The organism is Bacillus sp. UNC438CL73TsuS30, assembly GCF_000482325.1.
GTDB lineage: Bacteria > Bacillota > Bacilli > Bacillales > Cytobacillaceae > Neobacillus.
Genome location: NZ_KI535298.1, coordinates 1 through 25,104, shown reverse-complemented (window position 1 = coordinate 25,104; position 25,104 = coordinate 1). Strand labels below are relative to the sequence as shown.

General features: G+C 37.8%; 26 protein-coding genes and 1 riboswitch. Of the genes, 16 read left to right on the top strand and 10 right to left on the bottom strand.

The features are described 5' to 3' along the window. Window positions 1–212: 212 nt before the first annotated feature. Window positions 213–884, top strand: coding sequence for a response regulator transcription factor (locus tag M028_RS0126180; protein WP_026576492.1), 672 nt, complete (start codon window positions 213–215; stop codon window positions 882–884). Next, a complete protein-coding gene (locus M028_RS0126175; protein ID WP_026576491.1) occupies window positions 885–2,264 on the top strand; it encodes a sensor histidine kinase in 1,380 nt (459 codons plus the stop codon). It begins immediately after the preceding gene. Between the two features lie 67 nt (window positions 2,265–2,331). Here M028_RS0126175 and M028_RS33915 read toward each other — a convergent pair whose 3' ends face one another. Further along, the gene (locus M028_RS33915) at window positions 2,332–2,460 is read right to left on the bottom strand and encodes a hypothetical protein (RefSeq protein ID WP_269320961.1); all 129 of its coding nucleotides are present in this window, start codon (window positions 2,458–2,460) and stop codon (window positions 2,332–2,334) included. Window positions 2,461–2,618: 158 nt separating this feature from the next. Here M028_RS33915 and M028_RS0126165 point away from each other — a divergent pair, with 158 nt between their 5' ends. From M028_RS0126165 to M028_RS31125, 3 genes are all read left to right on the top strand, one after another. After that, window positions 2,619–3,104, top strand: a complete 486-nt coding sequence (locus M028_RS0126165) for a nitroreductase family protein (RefSeq protein ID WP_026576490.1) — start codon at window positions 2,619–2,621, stop codon at window positions 3,102–3,104. Window positions 3,105–3,222: 118 nt separating this feature from the next. Beyond that, on the top strand, window positions 3,223–4,470 hold the full coding sequence (locus M028_RS0126160) for a DHH family phosphoesterase (protein ID WP_026576489.1): 1,248 nt from the start codon (window positions 3,223–3,225) through the stop codon (window positions 4,468–4,470). Window positions 4,471–4,790: 320 nt separating this feature from the next. Beyond that, on the top strand, window positions 4,791–5,810 hold the full coding sequence (locus M028_RS31125) for an acyltransferase family protein (RefSeq protein ID WP_035424856.1): 1,020 nt from the start codon (window positions 4,791–4,793) through the stop codon (window positions 5,808–5,810). A 52-nt stretch (window positions 5,811–5,862) separates the two neighbouring features. Here the strand turns inward: M028_RS31125 and M028_RS0126150 are convergent, their stop codons facing one another. Then, the gene (locus tag M028_RS0126150; RefSeq protein WP_026576488.1) at window positions 5,863–6,375 is read right to left on the bottom strand and encodes a MerR family transcriptional regulator; all 513 of its coding nucleotides are present in this window, start codon (window positions 6,373–6,375) and stop codon (window positions 5,863–5,865) included. Window positions 6,376–6,429: 54 nt separating this feature from the next. Next, entirely contained in the window at window positions 6,430–7,395 is a 966-nt protein-coding gene (locus tag M028_RS0126145; RefSeq protein ID WP_026576487.1) for a MerR family transcriptional regulator, read from the bottom strand. 242 nt (window positions 7,396–7,637) lie between these two features. Between M028_RS0126145 and M028_RS0126140 the strand changes: the two genes are divergently transcribed. Continuing rightward, the gene (locus M028_RS0126140; protein WP_026576486.1) at window positions 7,638–8,474 is read left to right on the top strand and encodes a DMT family transporter; all 837 of its coding nucleotides are present in this window, start codon (window positions 7,638–7,640) and stop codon (window positions 8,472–8,474) included. A gap of 48 nt (window positions 8,475–8,522) precedes the next feature. Here the strand turns inward: M028_RS0126140 and M028_RS0126135 are convergent, their stop codons facing one another. Further along, window positions 8,523–9,311: a Cof-type HAD-IIB family hydrolase gene (locus M028_RS0126135; RefSeq protein ID WP_026576485.1), complete on the bottom strand. Its 789-nt coding sequence runs from the start codon at window positions 9,309–9,311 to the stop codon at window positions 8,523–8,525. 173 nt (window positions 9,312–9,484) lie between these two features. Between M028_RS0126135 and M028_RS0126130 the strand changes: the two genes are divergently transcribed. The 6 genes from M028_RS0126130 (at window position 9,485) to M028_RS0126105 (ending at window position 13,719) form a co-directional block, all read left to right on the top strand. Further along, window positions 9,485–10,126, top strand: a complete 642-nt coding sequence (locus tag M028_RS0126130) for a VC0807 family protein (RefSeq protein ID WP_051591265.1) — start codon at window positions 9,485–9,487, stop codon at window positions 10,124–10,126. A gap of 22 nt (window positions 10,127–10,148) precedes the next feature. Continuing rightward, window positions 10,149–10,745 (top strand): TetR/AcrR family transcriptional regulator, encoded by a 597-nt coding sequence (locus M028_RS0126125; RefSeq protein WP_035424852.1) that lies wholly within the window; start codon window positions 10,149–10,151, stop codon window positions 10,743–10,745. Between the two features lie 72 nt (window positions 10,746–10,817). Then, entirely contained in the window at window positions 10,818–11,336 is a 519-nt protein-coding gene (locus tag M028_RS0126120) for a GNAT family N-acetyltransferase (protein ID WP_026576482.1), read from the top strand. Between the two features lie 13 nt (window positions 11,337–11,349). Beyond that, window positions 11,350–12,003, top strand: coding sequence for a DUF2306 domain-containing protein (locus M028_RS0126115; protein ID WP_026576481.1), 654 nt, complete (start codon window positions 11,350–11,352; stop codon window positions 12,001–12,003). A gap of 68 nt (window positions 12,004–12,071) precedes the next feature. Continuing rightward, a complete protein-coding gene (locus M028_RS31120; protein ID WP_051591264.1) occupies window positions 12,072–12,806 on the top strand; it encodes a polysaccharide deacetylase family protein in 735 nt (244 codons plus the stop codon). A gap of 88 nt (window positions 12,807–12,894) precedes the next feature. Further along, a complete protein-coding gene (locus M028_RS0126105) occupies window positions 12,895–13,719 on the top strand; it encodes a DUF2935 domain-containing protein (protein ID WP_026576480.1) in 825 nt (274 codons plus the stop codon). A gap of 322 nt (window positions 13,720–14,041) precedes the next feature. Here the strand turns inward: M028_RS0126105 and M028_RS0126095 are convergent, their stop codons facing one another. Together M028_RS0126095 and M028_RS0126090 are read right to left on the bottom strand one after the other, a co-directional pair. Next, window positions 14,042–15,403, bottom strand: coding sequence for a PFL family protein (locus M028_RS0126095; protein WP_026576478.1), 1,362 nt, complete (start codon window positions 15,401–15,403; stop codon window positions 14,042–14,044). A gap of 17 nt (window positions 15,404–15,420) precedes the next feature. Continuing rightward, window positions 15,421–15,696 (bottom strand): ACT domain-containing protein, encoded by a 276-nt coding sequence (locus tag M028_RS0126090; protein ID WP_026576477.1) that lies wholly within the window; start codon window positions 15,694–15,696, stop codon window positions 15,421–15,423. Window positions 15,697–15,780: 84 nt separating this feature from the next. After that, window positions 15,781–15,858, bottom strand: a riboswitch (glycine riboswitch). A 361-nt stretch (window positions 15,859–16,219) separates the two neighbouring features. Between M028_RS0126090 and M028_RS0126085 the strand changes: the two genes are divergently transcribed. Then, the gene (locus M028_RS0126085) at window positions 16,220–16,567 is read left to right on the top strand and encodes a hypothetical protein (RefSeq protein ID WP_026576476.1); all 348 of its coding nucleotides are present in this window, start codon (window positions 16,220–16,222) and stop codon (window positions 16,565–16,567) included. 128 nt (window positions 16,568–16,695) lie between these two features. Next, window positions 16,696–18,201, top strand: coding sequence for an aminotransferase class V-fold PLP-dependent enzyme (locus tag M028_RS0126080; protein ID WP_026576475.1), 1,506 nt, complete (start codon window positions 16,696–16,698; stop codon window positions 18,199–18,201). A gap of 46 nt (window positions 18,202–18,247) precedes the next feature. On the opposite strand, the gene M028_RS0126075 is transcribed toward M028_RS0126080, so the two are convergent. The 3 genes from M028_RS0126075 to M028_RS0126065 all read right to left on the bottom strand — a co-directional run bounded on the left by M028_RS0126075 (window position 18,248) and on the right by M028_RS0126065 (window position 20,306). Next, a complete protein-coding gene (locus tag M028_RS0126075) occupies window positions 18,248–18,943 on the bottom strand; it encodes an LrgB family protein (protein WP_026576474.1) in 696 nt (231 codons plus the stop codon). After that, window positions 18,940–19,308 carry a CidA/LrgA family protein gene (locus tag M028_RS0126070; RefSeq protein ID WP_026576473.1) on the bottom strand — a complete coding sequence of 123 codons (369 nt, stop codon included), beginning with the start codon at window positions 19,306–19,308 and terminating at the stop codon, window positions 18,940–18,942. Before M028_RS0126070 ends, M028_RS0126075 begins: the two co-directional genes overlap by 4 nt. Window positions 19,309–19,412: 104 nt before the next feature. Further along, complete coding sequence (locus tag M028_RS0126065) at window positions 19,413–20,306, bottom strand: LysR family transcriptional regulator (protein WP_026576472.1); 894 nt, start codon at window positions 20,304–20,306, stop codon at window positions 19,413–19,415. 123 nt (window positions 20,307–20,429) lie between these two features. Here M028_RS0126065 and M028_RS0126060 point away from each other — a divergent pair, with 123 nt between their 5' ends. Then, window positions 20,430–20,918 carry a L,D-transpeptidase family protein gene (locus M028_RS0126060; RefSeq protein ID WP_026576471.1) on the top strand — a complete coding sequence of 163 codons (489 nt, stop codon included), beginning with the start codon at window positions 20,430–20,432 and terminating at the stop codon, window positions 20,916–20,918. Window positions 20,919–20,967: 49 nt separating this feature from the next. Here M028_RS0126060 and M028_RS0126055 read toward each other — a convergent pair whose 3' ends face one another. Further along, window positions 20,968–23,394 carry an immune inhibitor A domain-containing protein gene (locus M028_RS0126055; RefSeq protein WP_026576470.1) on the bottom strand — a complete coding sequence of 809 codons (2,427 nt, stop codon included), beginning with the start codon at window positions 23,392–23,394 and terminating at the stop codon, window positions 20,968–20,970. A 362-nt stretch (window positions 23,395–23,756) separates the two neighbouring features. Here M028_RS0126055 and M028_RS0126050 point away from each other — a divergent pair, with 362 nt between their 5' ends. Further along, window positions 23,757–24,692, top strand: a complete 936-nt coding sequence (locus tag M028_RS0126050; RefSeq protein ID WP_026576469.1) for an ATP-grasp domain-containing protein — start codon at window positions 23,757–23,759, stop codon at window positions 24,690–24,692. Window positions 24,693–25,104: the final 412 nt, after the last annotated feature.

The following is a 25,104-nucleotide window of genomic DNA, read 5'->3' as shown; positions in this document are numbered from 1 at the left end:
GTTGTTGATTTCCGCTTCAATTAACTATGCTTTAAAAATCAACCTTGTTATTTAGCATGCCTTAATGCAACAACCTAAGTATAACATAAAAGTTGTTACTTTGTCGAATCGAGATTGGAATCGCTGATTTAAAGGCTTAATCTTTCCTTATTGTTATGGATTGATTACAATTGTAGGGGAATTAATAATGTAAATTAGTAGAAGGTGTGTAAATGAAAACAATTTTGGCAGCTGACGATGATGTGAATATCCTTAATCTGATTAAAGGATTGTTAACGAAAGAGGGATTTAAGGTTGTTGCCGCAGAGAACGGTGCAAAAGCATTAAAGCTTCTCGAATCAGACATATGCGATTTGGCCATTGTCGATATTATGATGCCCGTAATGGATGGATATAGTTTAACAAGAGAAATACGGAAGCAGTATGACATCCCAGTTATTTTATTAACAGCCAAAAGCCAGATTGAAGATAAAGAGAAAGGGTTTGAGTCGGGAACGGATGATTATTTAGTTAAGCCATTTGAACCCCGCGAATTAATTTTCCGCGTGAACGCACTGTTAAGAAGATATGGAAAAACAAGTGAAGCCAATATAAGTCTTGGCTCCCTCTTTATTAATAAAAAGGGATATGAGGTGAAAATCAATCAGAAAACCTATATGCTGCCATTAAAAGAATTTGAATTGCTTTCCTTTCTAGCCGAACACCAAAATCAAGTATTTAGCCGCGGCCATTTAATTGAAAAGATTTGGGGACTGGATTTTGAAGGGGATGAACGAACCGTCGATGTACATATTAAGCGCCTCAGAGAACGATTCAATACGATTGAAAAAGATTTTTCCATCAAGACAATCAGAGGGGTTGGCTATTCGCTGGAGGTTCAATAAATGAAATCTCTTTATAGTAAGTTCGCGATTACGACGATTTTAATCATGATTTTAAGCGGGGTTCTTTCGTTTATTGTTTCCAATCATTATTACCAGGTGACATTGAAGAAACAGAATGATGAGAAAATCACTGGTTTTGCCCTAAAAATTGCTGACTTTGCCAGTAAGCAAAAAAAGATCAGTTTAAAGGATTATTTCACTCATATTGGCGGAATCGGCTATCAAATCTTATTGGTCGATTCGACGGGGCATCAACAGTCATTTGGGTCAGCCTTTCGAAAAAAAAATCTCCCTGATGCTGTGAAGGAAATGGTGCTCAATGGTGAGGTGTACCATGGGATTCGTCAATTTCCGAAACAAACCTTTGTGACTGGTTTTTTTGCTAATGAATTAGAGAACTCAATTGGTGTTCCGTTTACATACGAGAAAAAATCATATGCTATTTTTATTCGCCCTGATATTAAGTTAATGTTTAATGAAATGCATATTTTATTTGGCTGGCTCCTGCTGCTTGCGATTTTGCTCAGTGTTATTTTGGTCCTAGTGAGTACAAATTATTTGGTGAAACCGATTAGAAAGCTAAACGCAGCAACAAAGGAAATTTCAGAGGGTAATTTTTCGGTAAAATTAGACATTGACCGGAGTGACGAATTAGGGGATTTGGCAGTCAGCTTTACGAATATGTCACAGAAATTAGCGAAAGTGGAACAATTAAGAAGAGAATTGATTTCAAATATTTCTCATGATATACAATCCCCGCTAACCAATATAAAGGGATATTTAAATTTACTAGATGATCAAAATCTTGAGGAAAAGGAAAAAACTCAATATATCCATGTTGTTCAATCGGAAGTAGAGCGGTTATCGACGATTACAAAGCAGTTACTACTTCTTGCCTCAATTGAAAGCAAGAAGGACTTAATGAAGATCAGCCGTTTTAATCTTGCTGAGCAATTAAAAGGCGTGCTACATCAATATCAGTGGAGTATTGGTGATAAAGGGATTATGATGAGTTATTCACTCCCTGAAACGTGGATTAATGGGGACTCCTCTTTGCTTTATTCTGTTTGGGAAAACCTGCTGACAAATGCGATTAAGTATAATAATGAAAATGGAAATATTGAAATTGACCTAATTGATTCCAGTTCATCCGTCGAAGTGACAGTTAAAGATAGTGGAATTGGTTTGGAACAAGAGCAATTGAAAAGAATATTTGACCGTTTTTATCGGGCGGATACTTCTAGGACGCGATTCGTTGAAGGAACCGGCCTTGGGCTGTCGATCGTTCAATCGATTGTGCAGTTGCATCATGGAAAAGTAGAGGCATTGAGCCAAAAAGGCAAAGGAACAACCATTAAAGTGACACTTCCAAAAATGTAAACGAACGGTCATCTTTCGTTCATAAAGAAAAGAAACCCTCCTTAGGAGTGAGTTTCTTTTCTTTATTTTAATTATTTTGCATATCTTTTTTAGTGATTTCACTGCGGATGCTTGTTTCTTTCGCAAATTCACTGTCTTGTTTTTTATTATTCGGATACTTGTTTTTACGTTCCCGGTTATCATTACGATTGGTCATGATGTCACCCCTTTTCTTTAACCTCGACCATTATTGTGTACAGGCATGTATTTTTTATAACTGTAACTCTAAAAGAAAGGAATCTGGAAAATACATCCTACATATGATAGTATAACGTGTATTCGTTAACTGTATTTTGAATGGGAGGAAGAAATCCATTGAGTATTTTGGAAACGATTAAGTCACGCCGCACGATAAAAAAATTTAAAACTGATCCGGTTCAATCCGAGAAACTGATCACCTGGCTTGAGGCGGCGGCCATGGCCCCCAATCATCGAATGACGGAGCCTTGGGAAGTATATTTTATTGGACAAGAAACTCGAGCAAAATTGAACCATAAAACCAATTTTGGAAATGCTCCTGTCTTAATGGCTGTTTTATCAAAACATGGGGCAACAGCTCTTGAAACAGAGGAAAATGCTCTAGCAACGGCATGTTTTGTTCAAAATTTTAATTTAGCTGCATGGGAAGAAGGGGTCGGGACATTTTGGTCCTCTATTGCAGCGGCAGCAAACAAACGGGAGATTCTGGGGGTACCAGAAGGATATGACGTGATTGGGGTATTTGGCGTTGGTTACCCTGAAGAAATCAGTGAGCCAAAACCACGGACACCCATGCAAAATAAACTAAAGGAACTGCGATAGACTAGAAAAGCCAATTGCTACTTTGCAGTTGGCTCCACTTTTTTGACAATCGTATAAGATGATTGTTCCAACAACAAACTAACTCTTATGGAAAAAATGAAGAATGGTGGTAAGGAAGATGGTAAAATTATTTACCGATATTGATTTGGACGGACTTGGCTGCGGAGTCATTGCTAAACTTGCATTTGGTGAAAACGCTGATGTTTCATATTGCTCATATCGGACTTTAAACCAGCAGGTAGAAACATATATCGAAAATCCCGAAAATCATAGTTCACAAATCTATATTACGGATTTAGCTGTCAATGAAACGAATGAGAAAAAGCTAGCAGCCCGTTATCAACAAGGGAAGCATATTAGAATGATTGACCATCATGTTACAGCCCTGCATTTTAATGAATATAAGTGGGCACTTGTTCACCCTGAATATGATACAGGAAAGAAAACCTGCGCAACTTCCTTATTTTATGATTATTTAATGGAAAAAGGTTTAATTCAGCGGAATCAGGCACTTGAGGAATTTATCGAATTAGTCCGCCAATATGATACATGGGAATGGGACGAAAATAATAATATTGATGCCAAACGCCTGAATGATTTGTTCTATATTTTAAATCGTGAACAATTTGAAGAAGCGATGCTCAAGCGTTTTTCTGAAAATCCACAAAATTTCTATTTAACGGAAACTGAAAATATGCTGCTGGATATGGAAGAAGCGAAAATTAACCGCTATATTCATTCGAAAAGCAGACAGACCGTGCAAGCCTTTATTGATGATTATTGCATTGGAATCATTCATGCAGAACAGTATTTATCTGAGCTCGGAAACGCGTTAAATAAACTCTATCCTCATTTAGATATGATTCTACTTCTAAATGTAAGTGGCAAAAAGGTTGGGTATCGAACCATACATGACGAAGTGAATGTTGCTGAATATGCAAAACGTTTTGGAGGCGGCGGCCATCCGAAAGCTTCCGGCTCAGAAATGTCAGCCGAAGCATTTGAAAAATTTGTGATAAAGGTATTTAGTTTACCAACGCTAAAGCCGGATCCGGACAAGAATGAATTTAATTTAAAAGAAGCAAAAACTGGTACAAGCTATAAAAGTGTAAAAGGAGAAATTTCCTTTATCCGTCCGGTAAATGAGAATGCCTATGCGGTCATACATAATGGTAAGAGATATGATTCCATATTTAAAACATATGAGGAAGCAGAACGGTATATTAAACGGACGTACGGATCTTGGCTTCGTTATGATCAGGAATGTATCCAACAATTGGCGGAAGCTTTTTCAATCAAAATAGATGAGGTCAAAGAAAACTATCAACCATTGGTAAAAAAATTAATCGATAAATTAGATAAATAAGAAAAATCAACTCGGATCTGAAAATTGGTCCGAGTTATTTTTTTATGATTTTTTTAAAATTAATATTGGAAGGCATTTACATTAATTAACCAAAGCTTAAAAAAAAATTGCTAATATTAAGCTTGGGTTAAGATTTTTATGGTAAATTAATCGTGGGTATTTTTGATTATTATTGTAAAATTGTAAAAAGGATGAAACAGAAAGAAAACTCAGTTACATATCCCTGTAATATAAAAAGGGTATAATGATTTTAGATCTCCACTTTTAAAATCTTGAATAATTTTAAATACCTTTTTTGAAATAATATTTGAGGTGATAAAATGGCTTCAGCTTCAAAAAGGAGTATGTTTTTTGATAATGCGAAGTTTGTATTAATTTTTCTGGTTGTTTTTGGTCATGTGATTAGTCCGTTAAAAGAGGATGATGGATTCTTATTCACGTTATATACAGTCATATTCCTATTTCATATGCCGGCCTTTATTTTGATTTCAGGGTATTTCGCCAAAGGCTACCGAAAAAAAGGCTATTTATTAAAAACAGTAAAAAAAATATTATTACCCTATTTTATTTTTCAAATTATCTACTCCATTTTTTACTTTGTAAGCGGTCAGGAAAAATCATTTGAAGTTGATTTTCTTCATCCGCATTGGTCGTTATGGTTCTTACTTAGTATGTTTTGTTGGAATTTAATGCTTTATTTATTTGCAAAATACAGATGGTATGGATTTTTGGTTTCCGTCATTTTAGGAATTCTGATTGGTTATATTGATTCCGTCGGCAGTTTTTTAAGCCTTTCAAGAACCTTCGTGTTTTTTCCTTATTTTTTATTAGGGTACTTGTTGGATAAGGAAATGCTTAGAGGACTGATTCGCTCCAAAATTTCACGTCCTCTTGGAGTGGTGGTCATTCTTTCGATAATGGTATTGTTTGCGATTGGCTTTCCGAAGGATGCGGTTCCATGGCTATTAGGTGATACCTCTTATGCACATATGGGGGAAGAGCAGCTTATCGATGGATTACTTCGTGCCGGTCAATATGTCCTTACACTTGTTGTTGTATTTGGCTTTTTGGCATTAATTCCTTCAAATAAGTTTAAAGTAACAAAAATAGGGGAAAGAACCCTTTATGTCTATTTATTTCATGGGTTTATTTTAAAATCGATTCAATCGTTTTTACCGAACGATCGTTTAGATATGGTATCGAATAATTATGTTTTACTGATTATTTTTTCATTTATCATTTGTATAGGTCTTGGAAGTTATCTTATCAAGAAGTATACAAGTCCGTTGGTCGAATTAGATATTTTATCTGGTCATAAGCAGAAGGGTTTGACCAGATAATCTTTAATAAAAAAGGGTCGAATGTGATTTCCCACATTCGACCCTTTTTTTATTAAAACAATCCGAATAACATGCTGACAATGTTCTTCTTTTTAGGTTTTTTCTTTTGGAAAGGAACAATTTCTGTCTGAACAGGGGTGGATAGCTCGGTAACTTGCTTTTGAAGTGTTTCGAGCTGGAGATTTAATGCCTTTACTTGGGACTGAAGTTCCTCAATTTCTCTACGGTGCTGCAGGAGTTGATACGAGGCAACGGAGTCCGCTTTTTCATTCAGGCTGATTTCCAACTCACTTACCTTGGCAAACAGTTTTTCCATTGCATGATCGTTTTCCACTTCCTTAACGATTCCCCTTCGTGGCTTTTTCTCCTGGATGGGTGCAATATCTTGTATAAGTGCTCCATTTTGGATTTGTTCCTGGATTTTTTTTAGTATGGTAATGTCCCCATCTTTAAAAAAATAATGTCCCCGTTCATTTCTTTCCATTGGAAGTTCGAGTTGCTTTACCCAGCGTTGGATGGTACTTGAAGATACTCCTAATAATTTTGAAACCTCACTTGTATTCATCAATATCACCCTCCTAAAATGATTTAGACCCTTGGCAATAAGTGATCAATAATCCTAAGACCAGAATTTCCACCATTTCTTCTCTTTTGTGGCAGCGACATCACGAAAACTGGTTAACATGTTTTGAAAGGCAGCCTCTCTTTTGATAATTTCACGTGATAAATGTTCACGTTCTTCTAGGTGAATCTCTCGTTCCTTTGTAATCGCTTCTGTTAAATTGGTAATTTCCTCATTGGTGACATCCATATAGTGAGAAAGGCCTTCTGATGTTTCGGCAACTTGCTTGGAAAGGGAGTAAATCTCTTCAGCGGTTTCAATTGATACGTTTGCAATGCTGTTCGAAAGATATTTAAGGGAATCCGTTGTCTGTTCGCCGTTTTTTTCAATTGCAGCAGATAGCTCTTTAATTTCTTCCTTGGTGTTTTCCGATGACTTATAAACCGCATCAGAAAGGGATTTTACAGTTATGCAACTCCCTTTTTGAATCTCTTTCTTTACTTCATCAAGAACTTCCTTGCGAACCACACTGCGGATTTCATTTTTTACTTCACTTAAAAAGGTTTGCTTGTACGTATCCATTGCTTCAAAAAACAAATTAGCATTGTTTAAAAGTTCATGGGTTGCAATTGCAGATTCCGGCTCAGGGCTGGAAACAAGCTCTAAGGAGATTTCTTGAGTTTCGGGGCTTTCACTTTCATCCGGGTTTGGCACCGGATCGAGGTCGTTGTCCAATGGATTAGAATCCATGGGAACGGTTACTTCCTCTGGTTCAGATATTGTTTCAACGACAGGTTCATGTCTAATTAGTAGCCATTCACGTACAGATTCTTTGCTTTCTTTATTAGCAAATCTTTGCTTAATCTCTTGAAAGAGCTCTATTTCTGCCTCGGTATAAATTCTTGCTCCTTGCTTTGTTCTTGGAATGTCTAAGAGTCCATCAAATTCTTTTACCCACTTACGAATAATTCCATGAGATATATTAATTTCCTTAGCGGCTTCTTTGATTGTGTATGCTTTCATAAAAAATTCATTCCTTCCCCTATTATCTACGAATGTTTCTCTTAATCTTATAATTCACCAAGAAGTACCTGCTTTTCCTGCTAGGTGACAAAAGCTATCAAAACAAGACGGAAATCTCAAAATACCTACAGCTTTCTGCAAAAAGAGCGTAAATATCGAAAATTGACAAAAAAGGGATTGAGAAATTTCGAAAAAAGGAATAAAATTTTAAGAGAATTTGATAGACAGAAAGAAGGTTCATCATGTGGATCGCAGCTGCATTTATAACCATGATTAGTTTTGGAACGAATAACACGATTTTTAAGTGGAGTACCGGAAATGGACTATCAAAACTTCATATCCAATTTTTCTTTTATTTTGTTGCCTTTATCGTATCATTTGGATATGGAGCGATGAATGGAATCCTTCACTTTAACCTATTCACCATTTTACTAGGTTCTTTAATTGGTATTTTAAATGCAAACGGCAATATCCAAATGTCTAAAGCCTTTGAAAAGGGACCAGCAAGTCTCACTTCACCACTAATCGGAACGAATGCACTCTTTCCAATTTTAAGTGCTGGGCTTATTTTTCACGAGAAAATAAGCTTATTACAATGGCTGGGTATTATATTTATGTTAGGGTCCGCAATGGTGATTCAGTATTCACCGTCTTCAAAACGGAATACAAGTTATCTGCCGTGGATTCTAAGGGTTGCACTTGCCATTTTGTCTTTTGGTATTTTGGGAATATTGATGAAAACTTCCACCTATTTACACATTAATTCTGTGAATATCCTTATTTCGATGTATGGCGGCGGCAGTGTTTATTTGGCCGTTTGCAGTCTTCTGAAAAAAGAAAAATGGCGGCGGAATGAGGCGGGTGTAGGGGCAATGGTGGGAATCATAAGTGTTTTTGGTTATGCTGCTTATTTCTTTGCCCTACAGTTTGGAGCTGCCAGCATTGTTTTCCCAATTGTTAGTTTAAATTGTTTAATCGTCGTTTTGGCGGGTTGCTGGATTTATAAGGAAAAATTAAAATTATATCAAATTATTGGTGTGTTCTCGGCAGTGCTGGGAATTCTTTTAACAAAAATATAATAGGACGTTAAAAGAGCAGTGGAAAATTTAATTCCACTGCTTCTTTTATTAACCCACTAAACCAAGTTTTTTCAAGCCATTATAAATCCCTGAGTTCGTTACCTCAGTCGTTTTATGTTTCGCGTATTGAAAGAGATCCGGGTGGCCATTTCCCATCGCAAAACCTTCGCCCACACTCATTAGCATTTCCTTATCATTCATTCCATCACCAAAAGCAATCGAGCTCTCCTTGTCAATCCCAAGATGTTTTAAAACCATTTGGATCCCGATTCCCTTGTTCACTTTGTCCCTGATGACATCATAACAGTGCTTTAAGCCTTCAAGATGCACCTGTGATAAATGAATCCCATCGTTATTTTTATAAAGATCAGCATCGCCCTCCTTTAAATTCATCAGCGTTATTCCTAAAATCTGATTATCCAATGATGCAGTGTAGCTGCTATTTTTGTGTATGTGGAATTTTTCAATAAACTGTGCTGCAATAGGAGATTCCAGATGGGTGAATGCATTACTATCGTTTGTATAAAGGACGGCTTCATGTTGATTATCTGCTGCTATTTGCAGAAACTGTTTGACATTTTCCTCACTCATATACTCTTTAAAAAGATCTTCCTGATTGTAGACGGCATAGGCACCATTGTAGCCAATAAAAGAATGAATATTTAATTCCTCAGCAATTTTATCAAGCTCATGCAGTGGCCTTCCGGTTGCTAAAAAAACTTCGATTCCCTTTTCTTGGACTGTGGCAATTGCCTCCTTGGTTGAGGCTTCAATGGTGTCATCCGGCCTTAGGATGGTTCCATCAACATCTAGAAATAATACTTTGTATTCCGGCATGATAGGTACTCCTTTTTTGTGAATATAATTTTAGTCTACCACTTTCGAATTAAAGAAGTCACATAAGGAGAACAATCATAAAAAATTGGGTTCAGATTGGAAATAAACTTATTGACAAACCGACTGTCGGTTTGTATGATATTCTTATAAATTGGTAAATGGAGGAAAGGGCTATGAAGATTTCATCCAAAAAGAAATTGATTTTAAGTATTGCTTTCAGTATCGTCATAAATGGGGCTATTCCGGTATTGGTTTACAATCTACTTTTAGGTCATTTTTCAAGCTTTGTTTCATTACTTTTGGCGACATTGATTCCATTAGGGGATAATCTTTATCATCTTGTAAAGGATCGTAAAGCTGATGCTTTTGGTTTATTTATGTTAATTGGTTTTCTGCTAAGTTTAGCAGCATTTGTTTTAGGAGGGAATGAGCGGCTTATTTTATTACGGGAGTCAATGGTCACTGGTTTATTAGGGCTCATTTTTATTGGGTCGTTGTTTTTTGGGAAGCCATTGATCTATCATTTTGCGATTCGATTTAGCGCAAATGACGAATCAGTAAAAAAGGGACAGTTTACAAAAAACTGGGAAGTACCGTATTTCCGTTTTGTACTTCGTGTCATGACTGCAATTTGGGGTATTGCTTTACTTGGTGATGCGGTGTTGAGGGTCATTCTGGTATTTGAACTTTCAATTTCTACTTTTTTAGCTGTTTCTCAAATTATCTTTTATTGTGTTATTGGGGCAGCGATTCTTTTTACCATTATTTATCGCAGGTATGCCAAAAAACGTTTAGACTTAATCATTCATAATTAAACAAGCAGGGAAGGTAGTAATCATGTCAAATCCAACAATCTACGATAATCCGAGCTTTCAGCATATCTTATCCACTACAGAAGAAATCATTTTAGAAAAGGGCTGTAGAAATACTACCTTAAAGGATATCATTGAAAAATCCGGACTTTCTAAAGGTGCCATATATCATTATGTGGATAGCAAAGACGAATTATTTGGACTGATCTTGAAATCGAAAATAACCGAAATGAATGAAAAATTTCACAATACAATTACACGCTCGATTGAAGAAGCAGATGATGGTAGCCGCTTTGATGTAGTTGGTCAATTTTTCCACTCGCGTCAAAATACGAAGGATATTGGCAATCTCATCTTTATTTATCTATTAAGTCAGGAGAATGAAAAAGTAAAAAAAATTCTTAATGATCTTTTTAATTACAGCAAAGAGACGGGAGCCCAATGGATTAAAATGGGTCAGGAAAATGGTGTGATTCCTACAAATATTGATGCAGCGAAAATGTCAATTTTGTTGATGACTTTTTCCTATGGGTTACGGGTCACGCAAATATTAACGTCTTCAGAAGAGGATAAAGTTGAATTGAGTGATATTTTTCAATTGATTATGAAGACATTGTCTTAAAGAGTCTTCCTAAGGGGGGATTCTTAACAACATCCCATACCGACGGTCGGTATTTCGAAAGAGGGGGTAAGAATGGAGATTGTCTCCATCGGCTTAAAGGAGTATAAAAATGTGAAACAATTTTACACAAAGATCACTGTTGATTTACAGAAAAAGAGGATTTTCCAATGGGATCGTTTTTATCCAAATCGATTTGTTATAAAGGATGATATTAAAAAAGGAAATCTTTTTGGAATCTTTGAGGAAGATCAATTAGTCGCCGCAGTAACTCTGGATACGAATGGAAGCAAACAGTATGAACAGATTAAATGGGATGATCTTACTGGGAAACCGTTGATTGTTCACCGATTAGCAGTTCACCCGGATTTTCAAGGCAGGGGTTTTGGGAAAATGCTTCTTTTATTTGCTGAAGAATTTGCAGATAAAAATGGTTATACGAGTATTCGCCTAGATGTGTTTACCGGGAATCCGGGTGCCGTCAGGTTGTATGAAAAAGCAGGGTTTGGAGAGCGGGGAGAGGTCTACTTTCCTTTTCGCAAATATCCCTATAAATGTTTTGAAAAAACAGTAGCGAACCATATAAATAGGTAGGGAGATTGGAAGAATGAAAAATACCAAAAAGAGAAATAGGCAAACAGGGTTCCTTTATTCAATCATTTTTTTATTTACTTTATATATCTTCTTTATGTTTTTATACAATGGGGTAGAGCATGCACCCATGGTAAAGGCAAAATTGAAGAATCATGATTTTTCATTATCCATATGGAAATGGTTCTTTTACCCGCATATTGTGCTGGGAATCATTTCGTTGGCTTTGGGGCCATTTCAATTAACAATGAAAAGCCGGAAGAACATAAAGCTCCATAAGAGATTGGGTTACCTATATGCAGGGGCCATTTTTCTTAATATCCTTGCCGTACCATATCTTTCCCTTTTTGCAACAGGAGGGAGAGGGTCCACAATTGCTTTCCTAGTCCTGGATGTTTGTTGGTTATGGACTACATCTTTCGGGGTCATGCGCGCAATTCAGCGAAAAGTCCAGGAGCATAAACTGTGGATGATGAGAAGCTATGCCATCACCTGGGTCTTTGTCACATTCAGAATCGTTCTAATACCGCTATCAATCTTTCTCAATCACTCTATTTCCTTCCCGATTGCTGTATATTTATCCATCATGATTAACCTTGGAATAATTGAATGGAGGAGAAATAGGAAATTTAAAGGGACCGAAAAGTTGACCTCTATAAATCCAGTATGACACAAGTTCATAGAATGATTTCTCTTAGGGATAATAAAGGTAAATAATCAGTAAAAGAGAGGAATTCTATGTATAAATTATTAGTTCTTATCCTTGGATTTCTGCTTATCAGTTCTCCGGCAGAAGTGTTTGCACAAAAGAAGGTACCCATCTTAGTCTATCATTCCATTGCAGAATTTACAGGACATGGCCAAAAGGAGTTGTATGTGCCCCCGGAGAATTTTGAAAAGCAAATCACTTACTTACGGGATCATGGATTTACCTTATTAACGTTTGAGCAATGGCAGGAGATTGATCTTGTTAAGAAGCCGATTTTCCTCACTTTTGATGATGGCTATATAAATAATTTGAATGCCTTTAAGGTTTTTCAAAAACTTCAAACCAGTCAGTTTAAACCGAGAGGAACCTTTTTTATCATCACGGATTTTATTGGGCGTGCGAACCGTTTGTCGGAAGCTGATTTAAAATCGCTCTCTAAATCTGGTTTGATTTCAATCCAGTCTCATACTGCTACCCATCCTGACCTGACCAAAACAGAAAATCTTGTTTCAGAATTAAGAGATTCGCAAAAGAAGGTGGAAAAAATAATTGGGGAAAAGGTTATTGCGATTTCCTATCCATATGGAAATGTTAATTCCACGGTTGTGAATGAGACAAAAAAGTATTACCTTTTTGGATTGACGACAACACCAGGTCCCTATATCAAGCAAGGAATTGAAAACGAACATTATCTTCTGCCAAGGACCTATATCAAATATTCCACATCATTAGACGATTTCGCAAAAATTGTAAATATGGATTAAGGCGGTTACGAAAATCGTAATCGTTTTTTTTGTGGTTTTTAATGGGACAAACGTGGAATATGCTTTAGATAGGGAGGGATTGTTGTTTATGGCTGCTACAATCAGTGTGTGGGAAGAACATTTATTTTGGACAGAAATTCTTTATGATCATGCGATTTTTGTACGTGATCATTTATCCGTTGAACATGAACAGGAAATTTCGATTGCAAAAAGGTTTATTCAATCATTTGCTAATTTAGAAACTAATCTTGGAAAAATGGATCCTGCATTAGATTATCGCTCTAGTGAGTTAATTTCGTTTGCTAAACAAGCCTACTCCGTTGCTTATGAGTATTACCGTTTTGAAGGCCATCTGCAAAATTTGCGGATAAAAAACGAGATTAATCTTAATTTATCTCCTACTTACCTGAATGGCACGTTGAATGAAAATCAAGAGTATTTGCGGGTGCTATCCTTTTATGCGAATGGACAGGAGCCGGTTTCGCTGCGTCTAGACCAATTATTGGATTTATGGCTAGAGGATCAGCTTGGCCATATTATTTTATTAAGAAATATCACAGATCCAATAGAGTTAGCGGTTGATCGGCAAACCGACCTATATGCACAACGATTTCAAATGTTTATTTTACAAAACCATCATGTAAAAGGTTTTTTAAGATTTACAGAGCAAGGGTTTCCTAGACAGAGAGAATTGGCATTGGAGGTAGGAAAAACGGTTATTGAAATGAATGGGTATATAAGGTCGGTGGTGGAAAAATATCGAGGGGACCGGATCTTAAATAAAACAACACTGCGCTTTTTGGAGCATCATTTTCCGGAGACCTGTTATTTTGTGAAAAAATTAGCGGAATTCGCTCCTGAGCTTCAAGCAGAAAGCACAAATTGCTCTTTGAGGAAGCCATCGTTTAGTTAGTTTTTTAGCTAGGAGAGGTATCCGACATGGATAAGGTTATCCCACAATAGAAGAGTAGCAAACGACAATGGGAAGAGTTATCCGACAATAGAAGAGTGGCAAACGACAATGGGGAAGAGTTATCCGACAATAGAAGAGGGCCAAACGACAATGGGAAGAGTATCCGACAATAGAAGAGGGTCAAACGACAATGGGAAAGAGTTATCCGACAATAGAAGAGGGTCAAACGACAATGGGAAGAGTTATTCGACAATAGAAGAGGGCCAAACGACAAAGGGAGAATATCTCCTCCCTTTGTCGGACTCTCATCCCCTTTTTTGCTTTAGTTAATCAGTGCCTGCAGTGGAGCTGGGATTCTTCCGCCACGATTAATTAGCCTTTGAGAGCTGTATGGGTTCACCCCGATGACAGGTGCCCTGCCAAGCAGGCCGCCGAACTCGACCATTTCGCCTTCCTTTTTTCCCGGAACCGGAATTACACGGACGGCGGTCGTTTTCTTATTGATCATCCCGATGGCAGCTTCATCCGCAATCATTGCCGAAAGAGTTGAAGGAGCCGCATCTCCTGTTATAGCAATCATGTCAAGACCAACAGAACATACGCAAGTCATCGCTTCGAGCTTAGATAAATTAAGAGCCCCATCGATAATTCCACGAATCATCCCGTTATCTTCGCTGACGGGGATAAAGGCGCCGCTCAATCCGCCAACATAAGAGCTAGCCATGGCACCGCCCTTTTTCACGGCATCATTCATAAGTGCAAGTGCTGCAATCGTCCCGTGGGTTCCCACTCGCTCAAGTCCAACTTCTTCAAGAATTTCGGCAACACTATCATTTAATGCATTGGTTGGTGCTAATGATAAATCCATAATCCCAAAAGGAATTCCGAGTCGACTAGCCACAACTCTGCCAATCAATTCTCCGGCACGAGTAATTTTAAAAGCCGTTTTCTTAATGATATCGGAAACCTCACCAAGATCTGCATCTGGATAGCGCTTCAACGCACTTAAGACTACACCTGGACCACTTACGCCAACATTAATAACAGCTTCCCCTTCGCCGGCACCGTGAAAGGCACCTGCCATAAAAGGGTTATCCTCTACAGGATTACAAAAGACAACAAGCTTCGCACAAGCAATCCCGTTTTGATCCTTTGTTCTTTCGGCTGCCTCTTTAATAATAAAACCCATTTCTCTAACAGCATCCATATTAATCCCTGTACGGGTGGTTGCAACCGAAACAGAAGAGCAAACACGTTCCGTTACACTCAGTGCTTTCGGAAGGGCTTTTAACAATGTTTCGTCACCCTTTGATGTTCCTTTATGGACAAGGGCAGAAAAGCCGCCGATAAAATCAATTCCCAATTGTTTGGCCGCTTTGTCAAGCGTTTTCGCTAGCTCCACAGTTTGTTCCACCGTTGCATTGCCGAGAATTTCGGCAATCGGTGTAATGGAAATTCTTTTATTTATGATTGGAATTCCAAATTCCTTCTCGGTTTCCTCAGCTACTTCTCTTAAGTTTTGTGCGTATTTTGTGATTTTTTCATAGACTCGCTGATTCATTTTTTCAAAATCGGAATCGGCACAATCCTGGAGGCTGATGCCCATCGTTACCGTACGAATATCGAGATTTTCCATTTGAACCATGCGAATCGTCTGTAGAATTTCATCCATTGCAATAGTCATAATACGATCTCTCCCTTTTACACGCGGTGCATTGCTTGAAAAATTTCCTCAAGCTGAATGTTAATTTTTAATCCCATATCTTCATCGATGAGGGTCAATTCGTCCCGTAACCTATTTAAATTTACGTTTCCGGTAACATCGATAATCATCATCATGGTGAAAAAATCCTGTAGAATCGTTTGGCTGATATCAAGAATGTTCATGTTGTTGTTTGCAAGAATGGTTGTTACCTTTGAAATAATTCCTACCTGATCCTTTCCAATTACACTTACAACTGCTCGTCTTCGCTCCATTTCTTCCACCTCTATGAATAAAATAAAAAAAGATTGGATAGATCCAATCTCACGGTAAAAGAAGAGTGTGTAGTTTTATGTACAACGTTCTCTTCTGTCCTTTTGCCTGAGATTGTGAATCCTTCGGCGCCGCAAATGCGCGGTCTCTCCAGAAGCTGCTCCGGTTATAGTGTGATCCACAACCATCATAGCCTGCTATATTGAATTAACCAAATCTTATCAAGGAAAAAGATTTCAGTCAATAAGAAAAATATGTAGAATTTGTGTGGCCGTTGTTCGAGCTTAGCATCATAGCCAAAAACTCACTCCAACAGGTGAACTCCTAACCAGAGTATTTTAAGCCCGGACAACTTTGACCTACAATAAACATAATAAACTGAACCGATTAAAAACAGATGAAAAAAATGTTAACAATTTGTTAAGTCTTTGTTGATTTAAAAATAATTATATTGTAAACGGACAGAAATTATTATGTAAACAAACACCGCTATACTAATTGATAAGACTAAAAGGTGGTGGTTTTATGGAAGAGACACTAGTAAAATCATATTTACAAAAATCATTGGATGATTGGAAAGAGGATATATCCAATTTCCTTGGTGAAATTGATAAAGAATATGAAGAGGTAGCGCAAGAGTTAAAGGTATATTCATATAAATACAACATTACGAAACAAGTAATTCAATCAACGGTAAATGAGGAGATCATAGAGAGTATTCGGCAAATGTACCATAAACCTTTTGAGGAAAGTTATAACCAACTAAAAGTGTACATACGAGACCTAGAAGAGAAACGAAAGGTTTTTCAAATGTTTATTCAAAAAATTGACGAAGTCACTCGGAAAGAATCAGCTAAATTGAATGTTTCATAAGTATGAATATATCCGGATGGAAGCAGCTTTTACGGTATAAAGCTGCTTTTTATGATGCTTTAGAACATGAACCCGCATCCCTTCACCTTGCATATATTGATTAACAGGATAGAGGAGAGGTGAAGCAGATGATCACCGCCATGATCGGCAGTAAAACCTATTCACTGCCAGAAAACCTGGAGGAATATTTTCAAAGATTTCGCTCTCAAGTGATCGGAATCAATCATGAATATGATACGCCCTATGGAAAAAAGAAAATTATTTATACGGACTGGACGGCAAGCGGGCGTCTTTACCGCCCAATCGAAAGGAAAATATCAGAGGTATTTGGCCCCTTTATGGCAAACACACATACAGAGTCCAATACAACAAGTTTAATGATGACCGCTATCTATAAACAATCCAAAAAAATTATAAAAGATCATGTCAACGCGGATGAACGGGATTCGCTTATTCTGGATGGCTTCGGGATGACCTCAGTGATCAATAAATTTCAGAGAATCTTAGGGTTGCGGGTGCCCGAACAGTTAAGAGGGTATTTGCAAATTCCTGAAAAAGAGCGCCCCGTAATTTTTATCACTCATATGGAGCATCATTCAAATCAGACAACTTGGCTTGAGACCATCGGTGAGGTTGTCATTTTAAAACCTAGCTCAACCGGAGAGATTGATGTTCAGCAATTGGAGGAGCTTCTCCACAAATATCGTGAACGTCCAGTGAAAATAGGGTCTTTTACGGCTTGTTCGAATGTTACGGGAATCGAAACCCCTTATCGTCAATTAGCAAAAATCATGCATCAACATGGAGGATTATGTTTTGTCGATTTTGCTGCCTCTGCACCATATGTCAAAATCGATATGCATCCGGAGGATCCTTTAGAAAAGTTAGATGCGATTGTTTTCTCGCCTCATAAGTTTTTAGGTGGGCCGGGAACAAGCGGGGTATTAGTTTTTGATTCAAGGCTTTATTCAAATCTGGTACCGGACCATCCGGGGGGAGGAACTGTACTTTGGACCAATCCTTGGGGGGAGCATCATTATTATCCGGATATTGAACTCAGAGAGGATGGAGGAACCCCAGGGATTTTGCAAGCGATTCGCACAGCCCTTTGCATAAAATTAAAAGAGCAAATGGGCGTTGAAAATATATTGAAAAGAGAAAAAGAGCTGCTAGGAATCCTATTGCCACAACTTGAAAAAATTCCAACCTTTCATATATTAGACGGTCACGTAAAAAACCGTTTAGGAATTATTTCTTTTTACATTGAAAATATCCATTATAATTTAATCGTTCGTTTGCTGAATGATCGTTTTGGCTTTCAGGTCAGGGGTGGTTGCTCATGTGCCGGAACATATGGCCATTATTTATATCAGATTGATCAACCTGCCTCAAAGCAAATAACAGATAAAATTAACCATGGGGATCTATCTACAAAACCTGGCTGGGTTCGTTTTTCCCTGCATCCGATTATGACAAATGAGGAAATTTGGTTGTTTATTCATGCAATAAAAGAAATTATTGCGAATATCGATGTTTGGAAAAAGGATTATGTTTACGATCCAGCTAGTAATGACTATTTTTATATCCACCATATTCGTGAAGACATGGCACCACTGTTCCGATTAAGTGATTGATTTAAATCGAAAAAACTGCCTTTCCGATAAATCGCAAGGCAGTTTTTTAATGAATATGAATAAAATTCATCAGTACAGGAATAAAGGAAAAGCATAAAATCAAGGTAATCCAAGCGGCAAAAATCATTGCAAGTGTTGAAAAGGTTCCTTCTTGTTCACCATATTCCATGGCTTTATTCGTTCCGGCACCGTGTGCCGCCATCCCAAGTGCAAGCCCTTTGGCAATCGGTGTTTTTATCGATAATCCTTTCATAACCATCGGACCGACAACTCCACCAACAACGCCAGTTAATATGACAAATACCGTTGTTAAAGTTGGAAGTCCACCAATTTCCTTCGAAACCTCTATGGCAATCGGTGTTGTAATGGATCTTGGCAGGATACTAATAACAAAATCTGGATTTAAATGGATAAGCTTAGAAAGTCCTAAGGAAGATAAAATAGCAATGAAGCTTCCTGTTGTAATACTGATTAAGATGTTTCCAATATATTTTTTAATCAAATGAAAATGCTTATAGATTGGAATGGCAAAGGCAACGGTTGCCGGTCCAAGCATGTAACTTAAAATGTTGGTCGACTCTAGATAAATATCCGCTGAAACATGGATTATTTTAATGAGACCAATTAATGCTAGCGGTGCAATCAATAATGGATGAAATAACGGAAAAGACCATTTCATGTAAGCCTTTTTAGAAAGGCGGTAAAATAGATACGTTATTAATGTGAAAAAAATAATTTTCATATTGCATCACTTCTTTTATGGTTATATATTTTTTCAGATACAAACGCGGTAGTTCCCATGACGATAATCGTGCTAAAAATAATTAAAGCAATCGTTTCGATCCCTTCAAACCCCAAGATTTCTTTATAATTTACGATCCCCACAGCAGATGGAACAAAAAAGAGCAACAATTCAGCGAGCAGCCATTTTCCGCCCTGTTCAATCCAAGCAAGTTTAACAATTTTTAACTTTAGAGCGAAAAACAATAGGAGTAAACCAATCATGGATGCTGGAATGGGCCCGTGGATAAACGACTTGATTGCCATGCCAAGAATAAAAAATAAATCGATAAATGCGATTTGGATACAAATTTTTAGTAGTTTCATCCTAACAACCTTCCTTGAAAAAAGCATCATTTGTAATTACTAGGTAATGTTACGATGAAATTGGTTATTCGTAAAATACATATTTGGAATCAGGGACATTACTTTTAGTTATAATGGAAAAATTGCTTTGCACTGAGAATAAAATTAATAAAGGTTCGAGAAGCGTATGATATATAACGCCCTTTTTTCGTAATCACGGCTAGCTTCCAGGGAATGACTGGACGCAGTTTAATAATTTTAATTTCAGGATTAAGGACACGATGACAAATAGAATCCGGAAGTGCCGTTACGCCTAAATTGGCCGCTACCATTTCCGACATAAAATCCCATTGCGAGCTTTTATATAATATTTTCGGTTCGAAGCCTTGATTAATACATTCATCTCGGACGAATTGATGCAAAGCGAATTCCTCACTGTAAAAAATAAATTCCTCATCTCTTAATTCATGAAGATTAACCATTTCCCGATCTGCAAAGGGATGTTCATGATGAACTAATAATTTCAATTCCTCCTCGACGATTGGATAGACATCAAAATCTTTTTCTGAAACAGGAAGGACAGCCACTCCTAATTCAAACTCTCCTTCATCAACACTTTTTACGACCCTTGCTCCACCATATTCGGTTATATTGATTTGTACATTAGGGTAAGCTTTATGAAATTTTGCCAGTACTTTTGGAAAAAAGAGACTGCCGATAATGGGCGGGATGCCGATGTGAATTTGTCCTCTTGATAGATTGGTCATATCATTAAGGGTTGTAGACATTTCATCCATTAACAGCAGCATTTTCTGAGCATACTCCATGACAATTAAGCCTGCGTCTGTGATATCACTTGTTTTATTTGAGCGAATGATGAGTGGAATGCCGAGCTCATCTTCAAGGCCTTTCATCATTTTGCTGAGGGCGGGCTGTGAAACATGGAGAGATTCCGCTGCCTTTGTAATACTTTTGTGTTTGGCAATTTCTAAAAAATATTTTAGCTGACGTATATCCATTTTTTTAAACCTCCTATTTGCTATTATATCGATTGAAGGACGCAGTTCATAATAGCTTCTGCCTTTAATGTTGGCAACGGTAAACTTGTCCGGGCATATCATATTGAAAAAAGGTGGGAAGTCATGATTCATACAGTCAAACGCGGGGAAACACTTGCGTCGATTTCTGCAGATTATCGAGTGAATTTGCACCAACTTTATGCAGCAAACCCCGGAATTGGACATTTACATGTAGGTCAAAAAGTTCAAATTCCTGGCCTGCCTGACCCGAATACAATTCCATATTCGATTGATGTTTCTGTAGGAAAAAGAAGACTTGCATTATACCACAATGGAAAGTTAGTGAAAATTTTTCCAATTGCCGTTGGGAAAATGCTGACGAATACTCCAACGGGTGAGTTCGTGATTGTAAACCGGCAAATGAATCCCGGGGGACCATTTGGAGTCATGTGGCTTTCACTTTCCAAACAAGGCTATGGAATCCATGGGACAAATAATCCAAGTTCGATTGGAAAGGCCGTTTCCCACGGATGTGTAAGAATGTACAACAGAGATGTACTACAACTTTCCGATACAGTACCGAATGGAACCAGGGTGGTTATTCACCAATAATTTCTAAAGAAAAAGGTCGATTCACAATGAATCGACCTTTTTCTTACAGTTATTTATAGATTACGATTGAGCCGACGGATTTGTCTTTGGATTCGCCGTTAACACGAACCTTTAGGCCATAGTTACCGATGTTTCGACCGGCATCCGGCATAAATGTGTTTTTGAATGAGTTGCTATCATTAAATAATGATACCGCTGGTTGGCTTGGTGCAGTCAATGTTTGTACACCTGGATAGTCAATATTTAGACCAGATGTTGGATCTAGACCAAAGGCAGCGTCAGCAATATGGTAGCGAGTGCTTGCTTCGGCAGTTTTTCCAGTGCTTAGGAGCCATTCTAGGTCGTTACCTAAGTGGGCGTCAACTACACCTAAGAATCCATCTCCAGGATGACCGCCTGCTGATACTGGACCTGTCCAGTTATCAGTAAAGCTATTGTCTACGTACCAAACCACTAAACCGCCATCATAGCTCATTAATGATTTACCTCGTGCAATATGGGCAAGACCTTCGTCAACACCTTTATGGTTGCGCCATTCTAACAAATAGTAGTGGTCACTATACTTGTTTCCATCTTCTTTTGAAAATCCGTTTAAAGTAAATTTAGAAGTGGCATTTTCAGCACCGTCATCCACTAAAGTTTCACCGTCGGCAACAACCTTGATGTTGTCTGCATAGAAGCCGGTGTATGAACTTCCCCAGTCAGTTGCATAGCGCAGGCGAAGTTTAATTTTTTGACCTTTATACTCAGATAAGTCGAATGACTGAGGCTGCCATTTGCCATTAGTACTTCCAGTAAAACCAGGCATAGAGTTTTTAATTGTTGGATATCCATTAGAAACTACATCAGTGCGAGTATTCGCATTACCTAATGATTTCCAAGTTGTACCATTATCGGTAGAAACTTGAACAAAGGCAAAATCCCATTGTGGCTCGATATCATACCAAGCATCAAACGTTAAGGTTGCTGAAGATTTATCTGATAAATCAACGTCGGTAACCATGTTTGTATCAGACTCATCCGCTTGTCCACCCCAATACTCATAGCTTCCAGTAGGGGTGTTAATAGGTGTAATTTTTGTTGGTAAATTAATACGGATTGCTTGATCATTTTTTCCAAGTGGTGAATTTGCCTGGTCAAGTAAGAATTGAGTTCCCTTCGTAGAAACATCATCCCAATTTACAACAACTGGGTTTGTCCATTTTCCGCCAAGGGTAGATTGGAAGTACTGTTTTGCAAATGGAGAGAATCCTGTTGGTTCCGCACCAGGGATTTTACCAGCCCATGAACCGCTCGCCATGATGGACCAGTAGCCGATTGCTTCACCAGTTCCAGTATACTGAGTATCATATTCATCAGGAAGACCTAAGTCATGACCATATTCATGAGCGAATACTCCGGTGGCACCATCTTCCGGCATTACAGTATAATCATAGAATCCAGGCAAGCCTTTTCCTAAACCATCTGGATCAAAGAAAACAGCTGAACGATGCGACCAAATCGCATTATCACCTAAAGCACCTCCGCCAGCTTCTTGTCCCATCCCAGAGTGAATAATTTGTAAGTGGTCAACTAAACCATCTGGTTCCCAGAAGTTACCGTCTCGGTCCAAATCATGTGGATCTTCTAAATCATAGTTTTGTAGAGGAACGCCTTCAGCTTTTGCAGCTACAAGTGCATCTTTTACAAGTTGTTGGGCTCCGCCTTCTGATTCACTGTCCACAACATTATCATGGCCGCCTTTTGGATCGTCAGCACCATAGTAAGAAGCAGTTCCAGGCACTTTTAACCAACCATAAGCTTTCCCTTCAATTGTATAAGTACCGCCTGATTGTTCTTCATAAAATTGCTTTTGCGAAACTTGCTCTTCGCCATTTGGGCCTTTATATTGTCCTTTGTCGCCAAATATCATATTTTCAAAATGATCGGTATCATAATCTTTGTAGTAGTTATCAGTTTCAGTAGGTTTAAGAGTGTTATGTGGAAGGTCAGAAAATTCTACCATCAGGGTTAATAGTTTCCCTTTTTTCTGTACTCCAGGTGAAGTCCCTTCCTCAACTGGATCCGGATTTCCCTTTAACTGCCCATATTTGTTTCCTTTACCTTTTAAGAGACCTTTATTAAAGTCTTTGAATTTCCGTTGTTTTTCGGAATCAGCTGCTTTGACCTTAGCAGCTAGTGGATCGGATTGTGTGGCTTTGTCTTGTTTCCCTTTTAACTCTAAATAGTTTTGCAATGCTTTTTGCTTTTCCGCAGAAGAGGCACTCTTAGAAATCACTCCACGTTTAATTAATGAATCTAGTAACTTGTCTTCATTTACTACAGATAAGTCTAGTGAACCGTAAGAGTGTGAGACAGTAGGATTTTTATGTAGTATGTCTCCCCCAGTTGAGCTAGCGTAGTTGCCAGGAAACCCTGCAAATAATGTTCCGGCAATCACGGCTGTTGATAGACCGGTTTTTAAAAACTTTTTCAACCAAATTCCCCCTAAACTGATTTAATTTGATACAATTCCATAATATTTTGAAAATTATGACAAGACAATGAGTCCATTTTCTTAAAATTTCAAAATAGTTACGAATATGTAGGAAAATGGAATTAAATAGTAGTGGTAAATTTAGATTATTTTGAAAATCTATTAATTTTTGAGAATAATTTCTTGAAATACTTTTTCGCTTTAAAGTGTAGGAGAGTTGCAGGGGTAATAAATAATCTTTGTAATAAATTAATTTTGAAAAAAACGCAAAAACTATTCTATTATAGAAATAGGGAAGTTTTTATAGTGGTATATTCAAAACGGATAGACTAGTAAAATCAGTAATGAGAGGAGATCTTCTTTTGAAAAAGGTATATATCATACATGAAAATAGCGAGTGGACTGTTCATTTAACAAAGCGTTTAGACGAACTGGAGGTCCCATACGAAGAATGGCATTTAGACAACGGGAGACTTGATTTAGCGAAAGAACCGCCAGAAGGGGTCTTCTATAACAGAATGAGTGCATCCTCTCACACAAGAGGTCATCGCTTTGCGCCTGAATTGACTGCGCAGGTTCTTGCATGGCTTGAAGCTCATGGGCGTAAAGTATTTAATGGCACACGAGCTCTCCAGTTGGAGGTAAGTAAGGTTTTACAATACTTAGAGTTGAATAAACATGAAGTTCGTACACCAAGAACGATTGCGGCTGTTGGAATAGAACAAATAATCGAAGCTGCCCGCGAATTTGCCGGTACACCGTTTATTACAAAGCATAACCGGGCTGGAAAAGGACTTGGTGTTCAGTTATTCCAATCGATTGAAGCCCTTCGTTCCTATGTTGAAGGGCCAGCGTTTGATGAATCGATTGATGGTATTACGTTAATCCAGGAATATATTCAGGCTCCTGAAAGCTATATTACTCGCTGTGAGTTTGTCGGCGGGAAATTTGTATATGCGGTTAAGGTAGACACATCAGAAGGGTTCCAATTATGTCCTGCAGACGCATGCCAAATAGGTGACCTGTTCTGCCCTGTGGGGGAAGAGGTAGAGAATAAACCAAAGTTCCAAATTATTGATGGTTTTGCGGATCCGATCATTGAAAAATATCAGCGAGTGTTAGCGGATAATGGGATTCAGATTGCTGGTATCGAATTTATCCGCAATGTGGAAGGTGAAATTTTCACCTATGATATCAATACGAATACGAACTATAATTCAGATGCTGAAGCCAATGCCGGGAAATTTGGCATGCTGGAACTTGCAAAATTCTTGAAAGCTGAACTTGAAAAAGATTGAAAAACTAAGTTTTTTAAAAGGATCTCTTTGTAAATTTAAAAGGTTCTTTTGGATTTTTGGATAAAACTCACTCCTTTTTAAATAAGATGTCTTGTCCTTAATCAAGAAACCAGCATAAGTAAGAAATAAGCGAAGATTTGAGACCGTCGATTAACTCATAAAAAACCCCTTTTTCACAAACTTTATCCAAATTTTCCAATCTACTAATCACCTCACTCCATATGTACGGTAAAATTAAGATATATCTTACGTATGGAGTGATCGTGATGGCGCACATTCAATATAAATCATTTGGTCAGTTAACCCTATCAGATTATGAAGTCTTCTCTTCGGTTCCTCCCCATCCTTTTTGGAGCCGAGTGGAACAAGTGGTTGACTTTACCTTTGCAGATAAACTTTGTGAGCCGTTGTA

Bases quoted from the DNA above. Each gene is read 5' to 3' on its own strand.
- M028_RS0126180 (WP_026576492.1), top strand. From the start codon at position 213: ATGAAAACAATTTTGGCAGCTGACGATGATGTGAATATCCTTAATCTG.
- M028_RS0126175 (WP_026576491.1), top strand. From the start codon at position 885: ATGAAATCTCTTTATAGTAAGTTCGCGATTACGACGATTTTAATCATG.
- M028_RS33915 (WP_269320961.1), bottom strand. From the start codon at position 2,460: ATGACCAATCGTAATGATAACCGGGAACGTAAAAACAAGTATCCGAAT.
- M028_RS0126160 (WP_026576489.1), top strand. From the start codon at position 3,223: ATGGTAAAATTATTTACCGATATTGATTTGGACGGACTTGGCTGCGGA.
- M028_RS31125 (WP_035424856.1), top strand. From the start codon at position 4,791: ATGGCTTCAGCTTCAAAAAGGAGTATGTTTTTTGATAATGCGAAGTTT.
- M028_RS0126150 (WP_026576488.1), bottom strand. From the start codon at position 6,375: ATGAATACAAGTGAGGTTTCAAAATTATTAGGAGTATCTTCAAGTACC.
- M028_RS0126145 (WP_026576487.1), bottom strand. From the start codon at position 7,395: ATGAAAGCATACACAATCAAAGAAGCCGCTAAGGAAATTAATATATCT.
- M028_RS0126140 (WP_026576486.1), top strand. From the start codon at position 7,638: ATGTGGATCGCAGCTGCATTTATAACCATGATTAGTTTTGGAACGAAT.
- M028_RS0126135 (WP_026576485.1), bottom strand. From the start codon at position 9,311: ATGCCGGAATACAAAGTATTATTTCTAGATGTTGATGGAACCATCCTA.
- M028_RS0126130 (WP_051591265.1), top strand. From the start codon at position 9,485: ATGAAGATTTCATCCAAAAAGAAATTGATTTTAAGTATTGCTTTCAGT.
- M028_RS0126125 (WP_035424852.1), top strand. From the start codon at position 10,149: ATGTCAAATCCAACAATCTACGATAATCCGAGCTTTCAGCATATCTTA.
- M028_RS0126120 (WP_026576482.1), top strand. From the start codon at position 10,818: ATGGAGATTGTCTCCATCGGCTTAAAGGAGTATAAAAATGTGAAACAA.
- M028_RS0126115 (WP_026576481.1), top strand. From the start codon at position 11,350: ATGAAAAATACCAAAAAGAGAAATAGGCAAACAGGGTTCCTTTATTCA.
- M028_RS31120 (WP_051591264.1), top strand. From the start codon at position 12,072: ATGTATAAATTATTAGTTCTTATCCTTGGATTTCTGCTTATCAGTTCT.
- M028_RS0126105 (WP_026576480.1), top strand. From the start codon at position 12,895: ATGGCTGCTACAATCAGTGTGTGGGAAGAACATTTATTTTGGACAGAA.
- M028_RS0126095 (WP_026576478.1), bottom strand. From the start codon at position 15,403: ATGACTATTGCAATGGATGAAATTCTACAGACGATTCGCATGGTTCAA.
- M028_RS0126090 (WP_026576477.1), bottom strand. From the start codon at position 15,696: ATGGAGCGAAGACGAGCAGTTGTAAGTGTAATTGGAAAGGATCAGGTA.
- M028_RS0126085 (WP_026576476.1), top strand. From the start codon at position 16,220: ATGGAAGAGACACTAGTAAAATCATATTTACAAAAATCATTGGATGAT.
- M028_RS0126080 (WP_026576475.1), top strand. From the start codon at position 16,696: ATGATCACCGCCATGATCGGCAGTAAAACCTATTCACTGCCAGAAAAC.
- M028_RS0126075 (WP_026576474.1), bottom strand. From the start codon at position 18,943: ATGAAAATTATTTTTTTCACATTAATAACGTATCTATTTTACCGCCTT.
- M028_RS0126070 (WP_026576473.1), bottom strand. From the start codon at position 19,308: ATGAAACTACTAAAAATTTGTATCCAAATCGCATTTATCGATTTATTT.
- M028_RS0126065 (WP_026576472.1), bottom strand. From the start codon at position 20,306: ATGGATATACGTCAGCTAAAATATTTTTTAGAAATTGCCAAACACAAA.
- M028_RS0126060 (WP_026576471.1), top strand. From the start codon at position 20,430: ATGATTCATACAGTCAAACGCGGGGAAACACTTGCGTCGATTTCTGCA.